The organism is Chryseobacterium sp. Tr-659, assembly GCF_011752975.1.
In the GTDB taxonomy this organism is placed as follows: Bacteria; Bacteroidota; Bacteroidia; order Flavobacteriales; family Weeksellaceae; genus Chryseobacterium.
This window is the reverse complement of the sequence record NZ_VWWP01000009.1, coordinates 131,354-148,187: the sequence shown is the minus strand read 5'-3', so window position 1 is coordinate 148,187 and position 16,834 is coordinate 131,354. Positions and strand designations below refer to the sequence as shown.

The 16,834-nt window shown below is 36.0% G+C and carries 17 protein-coding genes; 8 read left to right on the top strand and 9 right to left on the bottom strand.

Features of this window, described 5'->3' with window-relative positions:
- Window positions 1–49: 49 nt before the first annotated feature.
- The 8 genes from ccoS (at window position 50) to F3J23_RS18395 (ending at window position 7,203) form a co-directional block, all read left to right on the top strand.
- Window positions 50–262: a cbb3-type cytochrome oxidase assembly protein CcoS gene (ccoS, locus tag F3J23_RS18430; protein ID WP_167032469.1), complete on the top strand. Its 213-nt coding sequence runs from the start codon at window positions 50–52 to the stop codon at window positions 260–262.
- 21 nt (window positions 263–283) lie between these two features.
- Window positions 284–2,545, top strand: coding sequence for a cytochrome-c oxidase, cbb3-type subunit I (gene ccoN, locus F3J23_RS18425; RefSeq protein ID WP_167032467.1), 2,262 nt, complete (start codon window positions 284–286; stop codon window positions 2,543–2,545).
- 18 nt (window positions 2,546–2,563) lie between these two features.
- Complete coding sequence (locus F3J23_RS18420) at window positions 2,564–2,764, top strand: cbb3-type cytochrome oxidase subunit 3 (protein WP_076595423.1); 201 nt, start codon at window positions 2,564–2,566, stop codon at window positions 2,762–2,764.
- A 10-nt stretch (window positions 2,765–2,774) separates the two neighbouring features.
- A complete protein-coding gene (locus tag F3J23_RS18415) occupies window positions 2,775–3,656 on the top strand; it encodes a cbb3-type cytochrome c oxidase N-terminal domain-containing protein (protein ID WP_167032465.1) in 882 nt (293 codons plus the stop codon).
- A gap of 95 nt (window positions 3,657–3,751) precedes the next feature.
- The gene (gene ccoG / locus F3J23_RS18410; RefSeq protein WP_167032463.1) at window positions 3,752–5,206 is read left to right on the top strand and encodes a cytochrome c oxidase accessory protein CcoG; all 1,455 of its coding nucleotides are present in this window, start codon (window positions 3,752–3,754) and stop codon (window positions 5,204–5,206) included.
- Window positions 5,207–5,277: 71 nt separating this feature from the next.
- Entirely contained in the window at window positions 5,278–5,730 is a 453-nt protein-coding gene (locus F3J23_RS18405; protein ID WP_167032461.1) for a FixH family protein, read from the top strand.
- The gene (locus F3J23_RS18400; protein ID WP_167032459.1) at window positions 5,721–6,446 is read left to right on the top strand and encodes a sulfite exporter TauE/SafE family protein; all 726 of its coding nucleotides are present in this window, start codon (window positions 5,721–5,723) and stop codon (window positions 6,444–6,446) included. The genes F3J23_RS18405 and F3J23_RS18400 overlap by 10 nt, the downstream gene beginning before the upstream one ends.
- A 19-nt stretch (window positions 6,447–6,465) precedes the next feature.
- A complete protein-coding gene (locus F3J23_RS18395; protein ID WP_167032457.1) occupies window positions 6,466–7,203 on the top strand; it encodes a hypothetical protein in 738 nt (245 codons plus the stop codon).
- 55 nt (window positions 7,204–7,258) lie between these two features.
- On the opposite strand, the gene serS is transcribed toward F3J23_RS18395, so the two are convergent.
- The 9 genes from serS to F3J23_RS18350 all read right to left on the bottom strand — a co-directional run bounded on the left by serS (window position 7,259) and on the right by F3J23_RS18350 (window position 16,834).
- Window positions 7,259–8,527, bottom strand: coding sequence for a serine--tRNA ligase (serS, locus tag F3J23_RS18390; protein WP_167032455.1), 1,269 nt, complete (start codon window positions 8,525–8,527; stop codon window positions 7,259–7,261).
- A gap of 65 nt (window positions 8,528–8,592) precedes the next feature.
- Window positions 8,593–9,114: a hypothetical protein gene (locus tag F3J23_RS18385; RefSeq protein WP_167032453.1), complete on the bottom strand. Its 522-nt coding sequence runs from the start codon at window positions 9,112–9,114 to the stop codon at window positions 8,593–8,595.
- A 38-nt stretch (window positions 9,115–9,152) separates the two neighbouring features.
- The gene (asnB, locus tag F3J23_RS18380) at window positions 9,153–11,051 is read right to left on the bottom strand and encodes an asparagine synthase (glutamine-hydrolyzing) (RefSeq protein WP_167032451.1); all 1,899 of its coding nucleotides are present in this window, start codon (window positions 11,049–11,051) and stop codon (window positions 9,153–9,155) included.
- Window positions 11,052–11,211: 160 nt separating this feature from the next.
- Window positions 11,212–12,465: a polysaccharide biosynthesis C-terminal domain-containing protein gene (locus F3J23_RS18375; protein WP_167032449.1), complete on the bottom strand. Its 1,254-nt coding sequence runs from the start codon at window positions 12,463–12,465 to the stop codon at window positions 11,212–11,214.
- A 5-nt stretch (window positions 12,466–12,470) separates the two neighbouring features.
- Window positions 12,471–13,604 (bottom strand): glycosyltransferase, encoded by a 1,134-nt coding sequence (locus F3J23_RS18370; RefSeq protein ID WP_167032447.1) that lies wholly within the window; start codon window positions 13,602–13,604, stop codon window positions 12,471–12,473.
- 98 nt (window positions 13,605–13,702) lie between these two features.
- The gene (locus F3J23_RS18365; RefSeq protein WP_167032445.1) at window positions 13,703–14,191 is read right to left on the bottom strand and encodes a hypothetical protein; all 489 of its coding nucleotides are present in this window, start codon (window positions 14,189–14,191) and stop codon (window positions 13,703–13,705) included.
- A gap of 102 nt (window positions 14,192–14,293) precedes the next feature.
- Window positions 14,294–15,430: a hypothetical protein gene (locus F3J23_RS18360; RefSeq protein WP_167032444.1), complete on the bottom strand. Its 1,137-nt coding sequence runs from the start codon at window positions 15,428–15,430 to the stop codon at window positions 14,294–14,296.
- An 11-nt stretch (window positions 15,431–15,441) separates the two neighbouring features.
- Window positions 15,442–16,221, bottom strand: coding sequence for a (Fe-S)-binding protein (locus F3J23_RS18355; protein WP_167032442.1), 780 nt, complete (start codon window positions 16,219–16,221; stop codon window positions 15,442–15,444).
- Window positions 16,211–16,834 carry a hypothetical protein gene (locus F3J23_RS18350; RefSeq protein ID WP_167032440.1) on the bottom strand — a complete coding sequence of 208 codons (624 nt, stop codon included), beginning with the start codon at window positions 16,832–16,834 and terminating at the stop codon, window positions 16,211–16,213. Before F3J23_RS18350 ends, F3J23_RS18355 begins: the two co-directional genes overlap by 11 nt.

Below are 16,834 nucleotides of genomic sequence, written 5' to 3'. Positions count from 1 at the left end.
TATTTTTCACTAAATTTGAACCCCGAAAATAGGTTAATTTTGTTGTCCAATGGATATTCTATATTTAATGATCCTCTGCAGTGTTTCTTTGGCTGCGATTTTCTTGGTCGTATTTATAGTGTATGCCCGAAAAGGACAGTTTGAAGATGATGAATCTCCTGCTGTCAGAATCCTTTTTGATGATGAAAAAATCAAAGAAAATGATGAAAATGGCGACAAAAATAAAGACGAGAAAGAAATAGGAGAAAATAATAAAAATTGAGAAAAATAGTGAATAGTTGATATGGAAACACAAAAGTTTAGTTATGACAATAGTATTGTCCGTGCGTTCCTTTATGCGACCATCGTTTTTGGTCTTATAGGGTTCACGTTCGGGCTTACGGCGGCATTAATGCTTTTCTACCCTGAATTACCTGAGTTCTTATTCGGGACAGATGACACAACCATTAAAAGTTTGGCATCCGGTAATATTCAAGGTTTAATAAACACTCATGGTGCATTTGGTTTTGGTAGAATCAGAATGTTGCACACCAATACCGTAATCTTTGCATTCGTTTGTAACATTGTTTACACGGGTATTTATTACTCATTACAAAGATTATTAAAAACAAGGATGTACAGTGATACATTGTCTTGGTTACATTTCTGGACTTGGCAGTTTATGATCGTTGCTACGTTCGTTACATTCTTTATGGGGATTAACACTTCTAAGGAATATGCTGAACACGAGTGGCCGATCGATATCTTGATCGCATTCTCATGGATCATCTTCGGTATCAATATGTTCCTGACTATTTCAAAGAGAAGAGTGAGACACCTTTATGTAGCCATCTGGTTCTACATTGGTACATGGATTGCGGTGGCAATGCTTCACATCTTCAATAACCTTGAAGTACCTTTATCTTTCACAGGCTGGAAATCTTATTCAGCATATGCAGGGGTAAAAGATGCTATTGTACAGTGGTGGTATGGGCACAATGCGGTTGCATTCGTATTGACGACTCCGGTTCTAGGTTTAATGTATTACTTCCTTCCGAAGGCTGCAGACAGACCGGTATTCTCTTATAAACTGTCTATTATTCACTTCTGGTCATTAATTTTCGTATATATCTGGGCTGGTCCTCACCACCTTCAGTATACAGCGCTTCCAGCTTGGGCACAGGCGGTAGGAACAGGTTTCTCTATCATGCTTATTGCACCATCTTGGGGAGGTATGTTAAATGGTCTTCTTACTTTGAGAGGAGCTTGGGATAAAGTAAGAGAAAATCCTATCCTTAAGTTCTTCGTAGTTGCAGTTACCTGTTATGGTATGGCAACATTTGAAGGACCGCTTTTAGCAACTAAAAACATCAACAAAATTGGTCACTTTACAGACTGGGTTATCGGTCACGTACACTTAGGAGCTCTTGGATGGAATGGTTTCATGGCATTCGGGGTTATCTATTACCTGGTACCTATTATGTGGAGAACAAAAATATGGTCTGTAAAATTAGCTAACTGGCATTTCTGGTTAGGTACTTTAGGAATCATTTTCTATGCAGTACCAATGTATATCTCAGGATTTACACAAGGATTAATGTGGAAACAATTCAACCCGGACGGAACATTATTATGGAAAAACTGGTTGGATACTGTAACTGCAATCATTCCTTACTTTAAAATGAGATTCTTAGGAGGTTTATTCTATATTTCAGGATCTATCCTAATGATCGTTAACGTAATTGCTACGGTAAGAAAAGGATCATTCCAGAAAGAAGTTCCTGCTGAAGCTCCTGCATTAGCAAACATTAGTAAGAGCAGAAAAGAAGGAGAAGGCACTCACCTTTGGTTAGAAAGAACTCCTGTATTATTAGGTATTTTATCTTTCTTTACTATATCTATCGGTAGTTCAATTGAAATTATTCCTACGCTATCTCTTAAGAAAAGTGTACCTACGATTTCTGCAGTGAAACCTTATTCACCGCTTGAACTTGAAGGTAGAGACATTTATATCCGTGAAGGATGTAACGCTTGTCACTCTCAGATGGTAAGACCGTTCAGAGATGAGATCGTAAGATTCAACGGTAAAAACGGACAATACTCTAAAGCCGGAGAATTCGTATATGACAGACCATTCCTATGGGGTTCTAAAAGAACTGGACCGGATTTACATAGAGAAGGTGGTAAAAACCCGAGTTCTTGGCACTACAAGCACATGTATAACCCAAGATCTACATCTGCAGGTTCTATCATGCCTCGTTACCCTTGGTTAATTGCTACTGACTTGGATAAATCTAAGATGGTTGCTAAAATGAAGCTGATGAAGAATGTATTCGATGTACCTTATACTAAGGCTCAAATCGATTCCGCAGATAAGTGGGCAAATAACCAATCGGCAAAAATTGTAAAAGATATCTTCTCTGAAGCAAATGACCTTAAACAGGCGTATGCTAAGAGACCTCAGGGAGAATTAGAGAAAAAAGAAATTGTAGCTCTTATTTCTTATCTTCAGAGATTAGGAACAGATATCAAAACAACTGAAATTAAAACAGCAAGTAATAACTAAAAAACATTAAAGGTTCATATGATTCCTCAGAACTTTAAAGATATATTATCCAATACAGAAAATGCTGGTTTCTACCAGACGCTGGCTCTGATTTTCTTTATGCTCTTCTTCGTTGCCTTAGTAATTTATGTTTTTAGCAGACCTAAAAAATATTACAAAGAGGAAGAAGAAGCACCGCTAGGGGATGACGAAGATGATGACTTTAATTTAAAAAATTAAACTATTTTTTATGAAACAAAGAACACCTGTTGTTATAAACATCTTAATAATAATCGGACTTTTAATAGTTTTTTATTATTTATTTGTACAGAGCTACGCGTTCCTGGCTTCGCCTTACTTCTGGGGAACTGTTGTAATCGCTGGTATCTTAGCCTACATTCATGGAGCTATCGGAGACCTGATTGAAAACAACAAATTCAAAAAATTATCTCCTGAAGAAAAAGCGGCTTATTTGGCTGAAAAAAAAGTACCATACTTCAAAAGATTATATCAGAGTGCTTTCAAAAAGCAGTCTGCTTCTGAAGAAAAAGATATCCTTATCGATCATGGTTTCGATGGAATTATGGAGTTGGATAACCAGTTACCAAAATGGTGGGTAGGTTTATTCTATTTTGGGACCGCTTTTTGTATTGTATATATCGCAGCGTATTCATTTACAGACTTCGCTCACCCGTTAAGCGAATATGAAAAAGAATATAAAGAGCAAATGGCAAGCATCAAAGAATATGAGGCAGGCCAGCCTCCTGTAACAATTGAAACAGCTAAATATTCAGCTGATAACATTGCAGAAGGTAAAGAATTATTCAAAACAAACTGTGCATCTTGTCACAAGGAAGACGGTAGTGGAGGTATCGGACCAAACCTTACTGATAACTACTGGATCAACCAGCCAGAGAAAACATTATTTAAAAACGTTTTCCATATGGACTGGAATGGTTCTCCTACTAACCCTGCGATGAGAGCTTTCGGTAAAAACGGAGAGGTTTCAGGGGCAGAGATTGAAAAGATTGCAGCATACGTATATCACATCAATCAGGAACAACCACCAGTGACTCCGGCTCAGGGAGGAGCAGCTCCTCAAGGAACTGAAGCGCATTGGGAAAAAGAATAATTTAGAAAATTAGAAAATATATGAAGAAACATAATTTGTTATTAGATTAAAAATAGTAACGAATTATGTTTTTTCTTTTTTAAAACCTATTATATATGTCAGACATAGAAGAAATAGAAGTACGCGGCGGACAGGGACAAGTTCTGGACCCTGAGACTTACAGAGATTCTATAGGGACAATGGAGCAATCCGGAAAAAGAAGATGGGTATTTCCAAGAAAACCTAAAGGGAAATATACCAACTATAGAAACATTGTAAGCTATCTCTTACTTATTATTTATTTTGCTTTACCTTTCATAAAGATCAACGGTAACCCGTTATTGCTGTTCAATGTTATAGACAGAGAATTTTTTATCTTCGGACAGCCATTCTATCCACAGGACTTTTTTATCCTGACTTTAGGTGCTATCGCATCTTTAATCTTTATTATTGTTTTTACGATTGCATTCGGAAGAATTTTCTGCGGGTGGATTTGCCCTCAGACAATTTTTATGGAATCTATCTTCCGTAAAATCGAGTATCTGATTGAAGGAGACCGAAATAAGCAGATGAAGCTGGACAGACAGGAGTGGAACAGTGAGAAAATCTGGAAAAGAAGCTTGAAGTGGACTATTTATATTATCATTTCACTGATCATTACCCATTTCATGTTTATGTATATCGTAGGTTATGAACAGGTATTTAAGATCATTGGTGAAGGGCCATTTACCCACCCAACCAATTTTATCGTAATGATTCTTCTTACTGCTGCATTTTACTTTGTATTTGCATGGTTCAGAGAACAGGTTTGTACGTTGGTTTGCCCTTACGGAAGACTTCAGGGAGTATTGATTGACAAAGATACCATCAACGTCTTCTATGATTTCAAAAGAGGAGAGAGCAGATCAAAATGGAGAAAAGGTGAAGACAGAACTGCTGCTGGTAAAGGAGATTGTATCGACTGCCACCAGTGTGTTGTGGTATGCCCAACAGGAATTGATATCAGAGACGGACAACAATTAGAATGTATCAACTGTACCGCCTGTATTGATGCTTGTGATGAAGTCATGGAAAAAGTAGGTCTTCCAAAAGGCCTTATCCGATATGCTTCTGAAAACGAAATTGAAAAACAGACACAATTCAAGTTTACAGGAAGAATGAAAGGCTTCGCTGTATTCTTATTTCTTTTGGTAGGATTCTTAGGATATCTTCTATACAGCCGTGGGGAAATGGAAGCTAAATTCATTAAGCCTGCTGGCAGCACATTCTTTGTAAGAGATGGGAAAATTACCAATACTTATAATTATACTTTCCTCAATAAAACCAACGAAAAGAAAATCGTTACCATTAAGGTTATTGATCCTGCACATGGCGAGATCACGTACAGTGCATCAAGTAAAATCCAGGTAGACAGAGATAAAATTTCCAAGGGTACAATCAATATCAGTTTCCCTGAAGATGAAATGAAACTTTCCAAACAAAACATTACCATCGGGGTTTATGATATGAAGGGTAAACTGGTAGATTCTTATCAGACCTATTTTGAGGGACCATTTAAACTACAATTTTAATTAAAAAACAGTGATTCAGAACCCCTTTTGTGATGGTTCTGATCAATATAAAAATAAAAAATCCGGAAGAAATGAAGAACTTTAGTTGGGGACACGGTGTTGTAATTGCATTATTTGCATTCATAGTTTTTATTTTATCTATGCTATTTCTTTTCCCGAACGGGCAGAAGAACTCTGAAATGGTAACGGATAATTATTATGAAGAAGAATTACAGTACCAGGATGTAATTGACGCCAAAAAAAGGGCTGATGAACTACAGGAAAAACCTGCATACAGCCAGGATATCAAAGGAATTAAAATCACTTTTCCAAAAGAATATAATAATTCTAATACTACGGTAAAATTTGTTTTAAACAGAACCGACGACCAGAATTTAGACATCAAAAAATCTGTACAGCTTGATGCCGGACAGTCTTTTATAATTCCTGCACAAGTATTAAAAACAGGAAACTACACATTAAGACTGAACTGGACAAAAGATAAAACAGACTATAGAATGGATTATGACGTGATATGGAAATAGGACTTGTTGTATCGGCTATTGCTTTAGGCTTTGCTTCCGGCTTTCACTGTATCGGAATGTGCGGACCTATTGCTCTATCGATGGGATTAACCAAAAAACAGGCTGCCAATTTTTACCTCCAGAATCTTACCTATCAGTTCGGGAGAATATTTACCTATTCTCTGCTGGGAGCACTCCTGGGAATTATAGGACAGGGATTTGAAATGGCTGGTTTTCAGAAATACCTCACAATTACCGCGGGTGTGCTTCTTATTATCATGGCTCTATTTTCATTTGGAGGAAAAGATTTTGCTTCTAAAATTCCCTTTTTATCAAAATTTTTATATTCTGTAAAATCAAATCTGGGAAGACTGCTGCAGAAAGCTGATTACCGCTCAAGATTCTCTACCGGAGTTCTTAATGGCTTTTTACCATGCGGAATGGTTTATATGGCCCTTACAGCAAGTCTTGCAGGCGGAGGAATATGGCAGGGAGCTTTATATATGGCCTTATTTGGTTTAGGAACCCTTCCGTTTATGTTTGCTGTTGTTCTGGCCGGAAATCTAATGAATCAGGCTTTCAGGATAAAAATCTTAAAAGCCGTTCCCGTAATCATGATTATTTTAGGCGGATTATTTATTTTAAGAGGGCTTGAACTTGGAATTCCTTATGTTTCTCCAAAAGCTGAAGCAATGACCATTACCAGAGATCATAACGGTGATGTTAACTGCCATTAATTTAGAATTGTAATTATTAATGAAAAATATTTTTGCCTTATTTCTGATAAGTATTTTTGCATTGCAATCCTGCAGTATCAATTCTGAAATTGTTTATCATAAAGATGCCGCTTCTACTTCCCTTACCGATATCAATACAAAGGAATTTATGGCAGAAATGATGGCAATGACTCCGGATTCGTTAAAAGAAAAGAGCTTTGGGGAAATGAATCAACTTCCGACTACCTGGACAAATATGTATGATCTTGCCAGCAAGGAAGGAAAATTAAATACCGAAAATCAGGATACAATCAGAATCATGAAAAAGATATACATGAAATCTGTTCAGGAAGATCATCAACCGGTTGGCTTTTCTTTTAAAATTGATCATTTTACACCTCAGGATTACCAGGCTTTAAAAAATTTCACAAAGGACAAAAAGCTACCTCTGGATCAGAATAATTTTAACAACTGGGATGGAAAAATTTTAACGATCGACACGGAAAATTTTAATCTTAAGAATCTTGAAGAAGCTATTCGTACCAAAAGTTCAAAAGAAGAAGCTGAAAAAATGGAAGGGATGATGATGATGTTCTTCAAAAATATAGGAACTACATTAAGATTTGACAATAAGATCAAATCTGTTACTGGAAAACATGATTGGGTGAAACAGATTGATGACTACTCGGTAAGAATAGAATATAATCTGAAAACGATGTATGACAAAAATCCCACATTCAAAAATGCTGATAAAAAGATCACTATTGTAACAGAATAAAATAACAAAGCCCACCGAAATATTCCGGTGGGCTTTTTATTGATAGTCAAATTGATTAGTTGATTACTTCGAATCTTGCATATTCTGCAATTTTCTTTGGAAGTTTAATACCTTCTGCCGTCTGGTTGTTTTCAAGCAATGCAGCCATAATTCTTGGAAGTGCCATTGCTGAGCCGTTTAAGGTGTGAACCAGCTGAGATTTACCATCTGATTTATATCGGCATTTCAATCGGTTAGCCTGGAATGTTTCAAAGTTAGACACAGAGCTTACTTCAAGCCACATTTCCTGAGCGGCGCTCCAAACCTCAAAATCATAGGTCATTGCAGATGCAAAACCTGTATCTCCACCACAAAGTCTTAATACTCTGAACGGAAGTTCAAGATCTGTAAGAATTTCTTTGATATGTTCTACCATTTCTTCCAGAACAGCATAAGAATTTTCAGGTTTTTCAATTCTTACGATTTCTACTTTTTCAAACTGGTGAAGACGGTTCAATCCTCTTACATGTGCTCCGTAGCTTCCTGCTTCTCTCCTGTAGCACTGAGAGAAAGCTGTATTCTTGATTGGAAGATCTTTTTCATCCAGCAATACGTCACGGTAAAGGTTTGTTACAGGAACTTCTGCTGTAGGAATAAGATATAATTTATCTTCGTTGATGTAATACATCTGTCCTTCTTTATCCGGCAGCTGTCCGGTTCCAAAACCTGATGCTTCATTTACAACGTGAGGCGAATTTACTTCTGTATACCCTTTTTCTACATTCTTATCTAAGAAATACTGAACCAAAGCTCTCTGTAATCTCGCTCCTTTTCCTAAATAAACAGGGAAACCAGCTCCGGCAATTTTTACTCCTAATTCAAAATCAATCAGGTTGTATTTCTTTGCCAGTTCCCAGTGAGGAATAGCTCCTTCACCAAGTCCTTCCACAGTATGAGACTGGAAAATAATTTCGTTATCATCCGCAGAAGCACCGCTTTTTACCAATTCATTAGGAATGTTTGGAAGCTGATACAGAATATTCAGTAAGTCGTTTTCTTTTACTTCTAACTGGGATTTCAATTCTGAGCTCGACTCTTTGTATTGTGCTGTTTTAGATTTTGCTGATTCCGCTTCTTCTTTTTTACCTTCTTTCATCAAAAGTCCGATTTCTTTCGAAATTTTGTTGATTTCGGAAAGCTGGGAATCTAGTTCAAACTGGATTCTTTTTCTTTCGTCGTCAGTAGCAATAGCCTCGTCTACCAACTCAAGATTTTTGAATTGTCTTTTCTTAAGACCTTCTAAAACGCGTTCTTTATTGTCGCGCAAAAAATTGACTTGTAACATTTTATTTAGATGTTAAATATTAGATGTTTAGCTTATAATCAGCTAACAATTGTACAAATTTAAAATTATTTTGTGATAGTTACCACATTTATTGAATTCGGAGCATCAGCTTCTTTGGAAAACGCTTCCTTTCCGTCATAAATGACTTTTGAAACCTGAAATACCGTAGGCGTGTTTCGATACTGAATTTCCAGTGTATCCAAAGTAGTTACAGACACATTATTGGTTGTTTTTGTAAAGGTAATCAGCATTCGGGAAACGTAAGAAGTTCCTGTACCCGGATTGTCGGGGCTTATAGAATCCAGTCTTTTTCTTTGTGCTCCTGCAATATACTCCATATAATACAATGAATCTGTTGTCACTTTTAACGGAATACTTACCGGAGAAATATCTTTACTTCCTAACATATCATTCACTGAAAAACTGGTATAAAACCCTGTTTTCTTACTGTTCAGAAGATCCTGGCCAGCCGAATTTTTCATATAAATATTAAGAATCTGATCAATTCTCTGCAAAGAATCATCATCACTTTTACAGCTTAAAAGCGCAAAAACCGCAACAAGTGTACCCCAAAAATATTTCATCATAGCTACAAAGGTAAAATTTTAATCTTTAGGCTGCCTGTTTATTTCTCAAAATATTTTTGATACCAAAGTTCAAAAGTCACCAGCTGCCAGATTTTTACCCAGTCGTATTCGTGTTCCTGATGATTCCACCATTCATCAATAATATCTGCGTTGAAAAAATTTCTCTTTTTTAAATTCTCAAGGTTTTCAACAATGAAATCCCTTACTTTTTTTTCATTTTTAATAAAATAGTGTACCGGGAATGAGAATCCTTTTTTCGGCATATTTAAAACCTCAGAAGGAAGATATTTTTCTGCCGTTTTACGTAATAATGGTTTATTCTGTTTTCCATTAAACCTGATATATTCCGGTAATGAGGCGACATAATCTATCAATTGGTTGCTTAAATATGGATATCTGAATTCCACCCCATATTTCATCGCACTTAAATCGTCCCGGAAAACATGATGTGAGGCCAAAGAATACTTCATATCATATTCAAAATACCCGGAATAGCTCATTTTTTCGGAACTATGATACCTTGAAAGATTAGAATTGATTGTATTAAAAATTTCAGGCTTTATAAGATCTTTCGCTTCCATTGGCATCATGCTCATCTGGCTTTGACGGAAAAAATCGAACATATCATTCTGAGAAAAGTAGTTTTTTACTCTTTGTGAAAGTTTATCTTTCGTAAAAATAAAAGGTTTTATAAAATTAAAATTTCTCATCAGAAGCCACTTCTTCAATTTAAGCGTATGAGAATAGCCGCCGAAAAGCTCATCGGCTCCGTTTCCGCTCAATACAACTTTACACGCATTATCATTTGCATACTTTGCCGCACTGATCAGCACTTCAAAGCTGCTGTATGGTTCTTCAAAATGCTGAATATTTTCTTTAAGGTTCTCCAGCGCTTCATCATCACTTATTTCTTTAACCTGATGAGAAACTCCAAAATATCTGGCTGCCAAAGAAGCATTTTTCACTTCTTCTTCAGAAAACGGATAAGAGATCGTATACGTATTGATCTCATCATTAAAACATTTTGATTTTGAAGCAATTAACGTAGAATCAATACCTCCGCTCATCATTACCGCTACCGGTACATCTGCATATAATTGTTCGGAAATACTTTGGGAAAGCAGATCATCAATTTTTTTTACGGCTTCCTCTTCAGAAACGCTTTCTTTTTGCTGTAAAGATAAATTCCAGAATTTCTTTTTAATAATCTCCTGTTCTTTTAGGTCAACCACCATAAAGGAGGCCGGTTCCAAGGAAAATATTTGTTGAAAACAAGTTTGCGGAGCCAAAGTAGTCTGAAAAAGGAAATTGGTATACACTCCATTCCAGTTGATTTCAGGTTTTACAAACTCATGTTTCAATAATGCTTTTATTTCAGATGCCCATACCAGACCTTCTTCACCTTGATGATAAAATAAGGGCTTCATGCCTACTCTGTCTCTGGCGAGAATAATTTCTCCCTGAGAAAGGTCAACAATGCACATCGCAAACATCCCATCCAGCTTTTCAAATGTTGAAGTTCCCCATTCCTGATAGGCTTTAAGAATGACTTCGGTATCGGAATTACTTACAAAGGAATACCCTAATGTTTCGAGTTCTGCTTTGAGTTTTCTGAAATTATAAATTTCTCCATTAAAAGTAATTATAATCTGCTCATCATCTGAAAGCATCGGCTGATGTCCCTTTTCAGATAAATCAACAATAGACAGCCTGCGGAAACCCAGCGCAATATTTGAGTTTCCATCTTTTAAAATGGGAAATTGTGCTTTTATTTTTTGAGTGGAATCATTTCCGGAAAATGAACTTCCTTTATCATGATCAAAAAGCCAGAATCCTTCATCATCCGGACCACGATGTTTGATGGCCTGATTCATCTCCAGAATATTTGTAGAAGAAATATTTTTGTGAAATGAATAATAACCGTTGATTCCGCACATAATAAAGACTTAATTGATTTGTAAAAATAGGGAAATGACATTATTTAACAGCAATTGATCTTTTAATTTTGATTGAAATACCATAAAAAAAAACTTTCGCAGATTTTACAGATTTTACAGATAAAAAATTGTTATTGCTCTAGCCGTTTTTGGTGGGAATCTACTTTTTAAAAAACTTTTGTTTTAAAATTATTATTTCTTCTTTAGATACCATATAATCTTTCCAAGTGAATGGTGTGGTTCTATAGAATTTACGGAAAAGCAGACCCGCTGAAACTAAATAAGAGGATGTTGTTGCCAGGCAGGCTCCCAGAATTCCCCATTTTGGTATGGCAATGCAAGAAAAAGCTACTGTAACCACCAATCCTAAAATTGACTTAACATTCAGGATTCTAAGCTCCCTGATTCCTGAAAAATAATGTCCCACCATATCACTAACGGCTATGGCAAAAATTCCCGGCGATAAAAGAAGCATAATTTCTTTTGTGTCACTGAATTCTTTTCCGAAGATCATTTCATAGACCTGCGATGGGATTATGATGATACCTAGCACAAATCCTATCATTAAAATAAAAGTCAGTTTGAGAGACTCTTTGGTCTTAAGTATAGATTCTTCACTGCTTTTGCTGTTGACTACATCAGAATACAGCACCACAGCAATACTTCGGGTAATTGTCCAGATAGCCTCTGAAAAAGTAACCCCGATTGAAAAAATACCTACGCTGGCAATGCCTTCAAAATATTCCAGAAAATAAAATGAAAGTCTGTAATTCAGAAATTGTACAAAAGCGCTCAGCTGGGTCTTCCATCCATATTCAAACATATTTCTCGCAACTTCTTTAGAGAATGAAATTTCCGAGATATTGCATTTTCTGATGATCTGAAGAAAACTGGTAAGGGATAAAAGCATCAGACAGCCAATCTGGGCCTGAAAATATACTGAAACCTCTTTTTTACCAAAACCATACACCAAAACTCCTATAAAGATAATATGTACAAACTGCTGTAAAACGGTATAAATGTTAAATTTACGGATATTCTGTGTTCCGATAAATAAGCTGATATTGGTGGATAACAGTGAGGAAAAAACAGAAATCCCGATAAGATATAAAAGATATTCACCCTGAATAGAGGTAAAACTGAATAAGAACGGAACTAAAAGCCCGATAAACACAGACCACAAATAGGCATAAAGCAACACCTTTTCTATTTTAAACCTTGAAGCGAAATATGAGGTACTGCTACCGGAAAAAATACTGCTGAAGAAGCTTACCGCGGCGGCATTGGCAATTACTATAGAAATAGTTCCTTTTCCTTCGCTTCCCCACATGTTGGTGGAATAGATCACCAGCCCGAAACTGAGGATCAGAATAAGAAAACGTGAGACAAAAGTTTTTATAATAGTAAGCTGCATGATGGTTATTTGTCAATAGATCTTTTTACAAAATCGATAAAAGCGTTTTTTATTGTTCCCCAATTATATTTTTCTTTAAATTCCTTCCTTGCATTCAAAGCATGGGAATGATATTGCGCCGGATTCCTGGCATAACGGATGATCATTTCAGCAATGGATTCGGCATCCTGCGGATTAACCAGATATCCAAACGAGAGCTCTCCCATATGTTTTCTTATCCCTTTTAAATCTGAATACATTACCGGCTTACCGGCTCCCATAAAGTAAAAAAGCTTTATCGGCAGTGAATGATTGTTTTCAAAATGGGTTTCTCTGAGATCAAAACATAGATCAGCATCAGCAAATGCTTCTGTAAAATGCTCAAAACTTGTCGGTTTCCTGACCTCAATATTTTTAAAAGAATACTTTTCCAGTAAAGCTGAAAAATACAATGCATCGCTTTCCTGTACTGTTGATCCGATAATCAGAATTCTGATATCCATTTCCGGTTCTTTTTCACGAAGCTTATTAATTGCTTTAAAAAAATTTCCGATCCCTTTATCTTTAGAAATCTGACCGGTATAACAAAGGGTAATTGTGTTGGGTTTAAGTTCTCTGATGCTTTCTTTGATGTAGGCAGAATCCGGATAGTATGGAAGAATCATCTGTTTTTTAAACCAAAAAAAATACGCTAAAGGAAATTTCTTGGTAGTTTCTCCGAAAATGAAATGCGTACTTAAAAACCCTGCATACAGCTGTATTAAGAAAAATTTAAATGCTTGAAATGCTCTGGCTGGGAAGCTGTACTTTTCCAGCATTGACATCGAGGGATACCACTCAGTCACATCATAAATACAGCTGATATTTTTCTCTTGAACAAACTTTTTTGAAGCCACAACTGCGAGAGGTTCGGAGCAGATGATACAATGGGGTTGGAAAGATTCACATACTTTACGGAAAGTCTCCATTTTCTGCTCTATACTTTCTTCCAGAACGGAATAAGATTCTATCTCAATACCATCAATAGTTCCTTTATAATCTGTATATAAACTACATATTTTCACTTCATACCCATTATCTCTAAGAGCCTTCGCCTGATGATAAAAAATACGGTCATCATTATAGCTATGGGAAGTCGTTAAAAAAAGTACTTTAGGCATCAGTCTTTACTCGAGTCTTTGCAAAGATACATTAAAACAAAAAAGTGGAAAACACGTTTCCACTTTATACTTTGATCTGCTGTATTTACTTAGATCGATTATTTTACAGAAGCCGCCCAGCTCTTCTCCAAAGGAAGCAGGAAGTGGCTTAAAAAGTCAAGGTAGGTATTTTTTGAAAAGTCAAAAACCTGGATATCTCCAGAGAGTTCCCCGTTTCTTAATTTTGTTTTGAAATCTATTAATTTTAACGTTTTCACTTCTCCGTTTTCAACAAAGCTTGCCTTCATTCTGTCGAAAAGTCCTAATTGATATTCTTCATCAATTTCTCTCATTATTTTCCCTAAAGCATCAATGCTGCATCCTGAAGCCATTTCTTTTTCCTCGTCTACACAAACTATGATGAACTGGTTCTTTTCGATTTTAAAAGAAGAAGAAAGTGGTTTTCCGTGTGCTGCCCAAGTTGCCAGAAAATCAAACAGCTTCTCAGTAATTGCTTTTGCTTCTTTGGTTTCGAAAGGTCTTGAAGCCGGGTATATAATAACTCTGTAGTCGTTGGTTTCTACAATATTTGATTCTTCGATTTTCATATCTAAACATTTATTTACAAGGAATTATCTAACCACCTTTTATATCTGTTTATTGATCAGTTAATTCGGCGATTAAATATCCTATCAATTCAAAAGGTAAAATTACGCAATTTTCCCGAGTTTAAGATCATTGTATTTTTTACTCAATACATAGAGCATCATAATGAAAAGCGGAAAAATAAATGGAAAGAAAAATCTCAATGCTGCTGACTGCGGAAAGAAAAAGAACTTGATATAAACATTGACAAGGAAAAGAACCGAAATCATTCTTACCCAAGCATCTTTTGATTTCCAAAATATAACTGCAGTCATAATAGCAACGGATAACGTCACTTTTTTAAAATAGATAATCTTGATATAAATAATTTCTAAATAGGCTTTTAGGCTTACATCTACCGGATGGGTGGAAATGATTGGCCTTCTGTCTATAAACGTATCATAGAAAACATCTTTCCAACCTGGGTAATTATAAAATTTAATAATAACCAGATACATCACTAAAAGTACTCCCCCTTGAATTACAAATGAAAAATCAATTTTCTTTTCTTTGAAATAACGGAAGAAGAAAACAGCCATAATATAAGTCAGGGTGAATGTAATATAGTCCGGGCGTATAAAAGTGATTGCGAAAAGAAGCACAAACATGGCCCATTTATCCCATTTCCTGATGATCCCTATAATGAAGATCAGGATAAACTGAAAAATAAACATATCCGGGGTTGAAACCCTTGCCATATAGGTCATAGGAGGTAAAAGCATGGCAGCAGCTGTTAACAGCACCGCAAGCCAGTACTTTTCCGGAAATAAAAGTTTCAGAATATAAAAGAAAAGTAATCCTGAAATAAAATACGAGATAAGGCTGGTAAAAAGAACCGCCATGGGTCCGGTTAATCCAAGTTTATAAAAAAGGGTAATAACAAGAATATACCCTACTTTTATTTGAAAATAGGGTAATTGTTCTGTAAAAGACTGGGTATTTTTAGTAAAATACTGTCTGGGTATATCCCACGGCTTTATGCCGATAACGTCAGCATAATGCTCTGCAGGTGCTTCTTTTTTTATGTCTTCGTAAGTAATAATCCTGACTTTATCCGGTGACTCAGGAAACTCTGAAGTATACATACATCCCAAATATCCCGGCATATCCCAATCATATACTCTGTGATTATAGTTCCAGAATGTAAGAAAGGTAAGTAGTGATAGTATCAATAAAAAGGAGAGCCTCCATTTTAATTTCATACGCAGATCTATTATAAATCTTCTGCTTCAGCAAGAAGTTCAACAATATCTTTTACCGCAACTTCAGTATTTTTGTTAAAGTGTTTTACACCATCTGTCATCATTGTGTTACAGAAAGGACATCCGGTAGCAATGACTTTGGGTTCAAAGGATAAGGCTTCTTCTGTTCTTTCAATATTGATGTCTTTATTCCCTTTTTCGGGCTCTTTAAACATCTGTGCACCTCCTGCTCCACAACAAAGCCCATTGGTTCTGCAACGCTTCATTTCTACAAGCTCAGCATCGAGTTTCTCAAGCAATACTCTTGGAGCTTCGTATTCGTCATTAGCACGTCCAAGATAGCATGGGTCATGGAAAGTGATTTTCTTTCCTTTGAAAGCACCACCTTCAATCTTAAGACGGCCCTCCTCCATTAATGTTTTAAGGAATTGAGTATGGTGAACAACATCATACTTTCCACCCAGGCTTGGATATTCGTTTTTAAGTGTATTGAAGCAATGCGGACATGCTGTCACAATCTTCTTTACTTCATATGCATTCAAAACTTCAATATTTGTAAGCGCCATCATCTGGAAAACAAATTCGTTTCCGGCTCTTTTTGCAGGATCTCCTGTACAGCTTTCTTCTTGTCCAAGAACTGCAAATTCAACTCCTATTTTGTTTAATATTTTGCAAAATGCTTTTGTAATTTTCTTAGCACGGTCATCAAAACTTCCCGCACATCCAACCCAAAATAAAACTTCCGGGGATTTTCCTTCGGCAGCATATTCTGCCATTGTTTTAATTTGCATTTTCTTTTTCTTTAGTTAATAAGTTTGCATAGTATTCCTTTGCCTTTTTCATTACCTCTGCCGGAACTACAGAAGCATATGCTCTGTTACCATCATAATAATTCAGATATTTCCAGGTATTTCCTGTACTTTTATCATTAAGAGCAATGACGATAATCAGTTTGTTGGCTTCAACAGAATTATCGTCTAAAAATTTTGCACGTACTCCCTGCATTTCCATCACATTCATGAGGACTTTCTTCTTTTTCTCATCCAGATCTTCTGAATTAAAAGTCATCTTCATCTCCATGGGATAGGAAGCAAACGCATATTTTATATTTTCATCCGTATTGAAAATATCTGAGACCTTTAATCTTTGTTTATCAAGATCCAAAACATCTATTTTAAAATAGTCATTCTCCTCAAGCAGCATTTTGAAACCTCTTATCATCATATCCCGGTCTATTTTTTCAAAAATAGCCGGATAGGTAAGGTTCATCATCCCATCATAATCTTTCTTTTGAACCATCGACATAAACGTCTGTGAATCTTCGAGAATTTTCTTTTGGTCAGCAGATTGAGCCAGCATACAACCGGAACAGATAAACAGAAATATGAAAATCAGCCTTTTCAT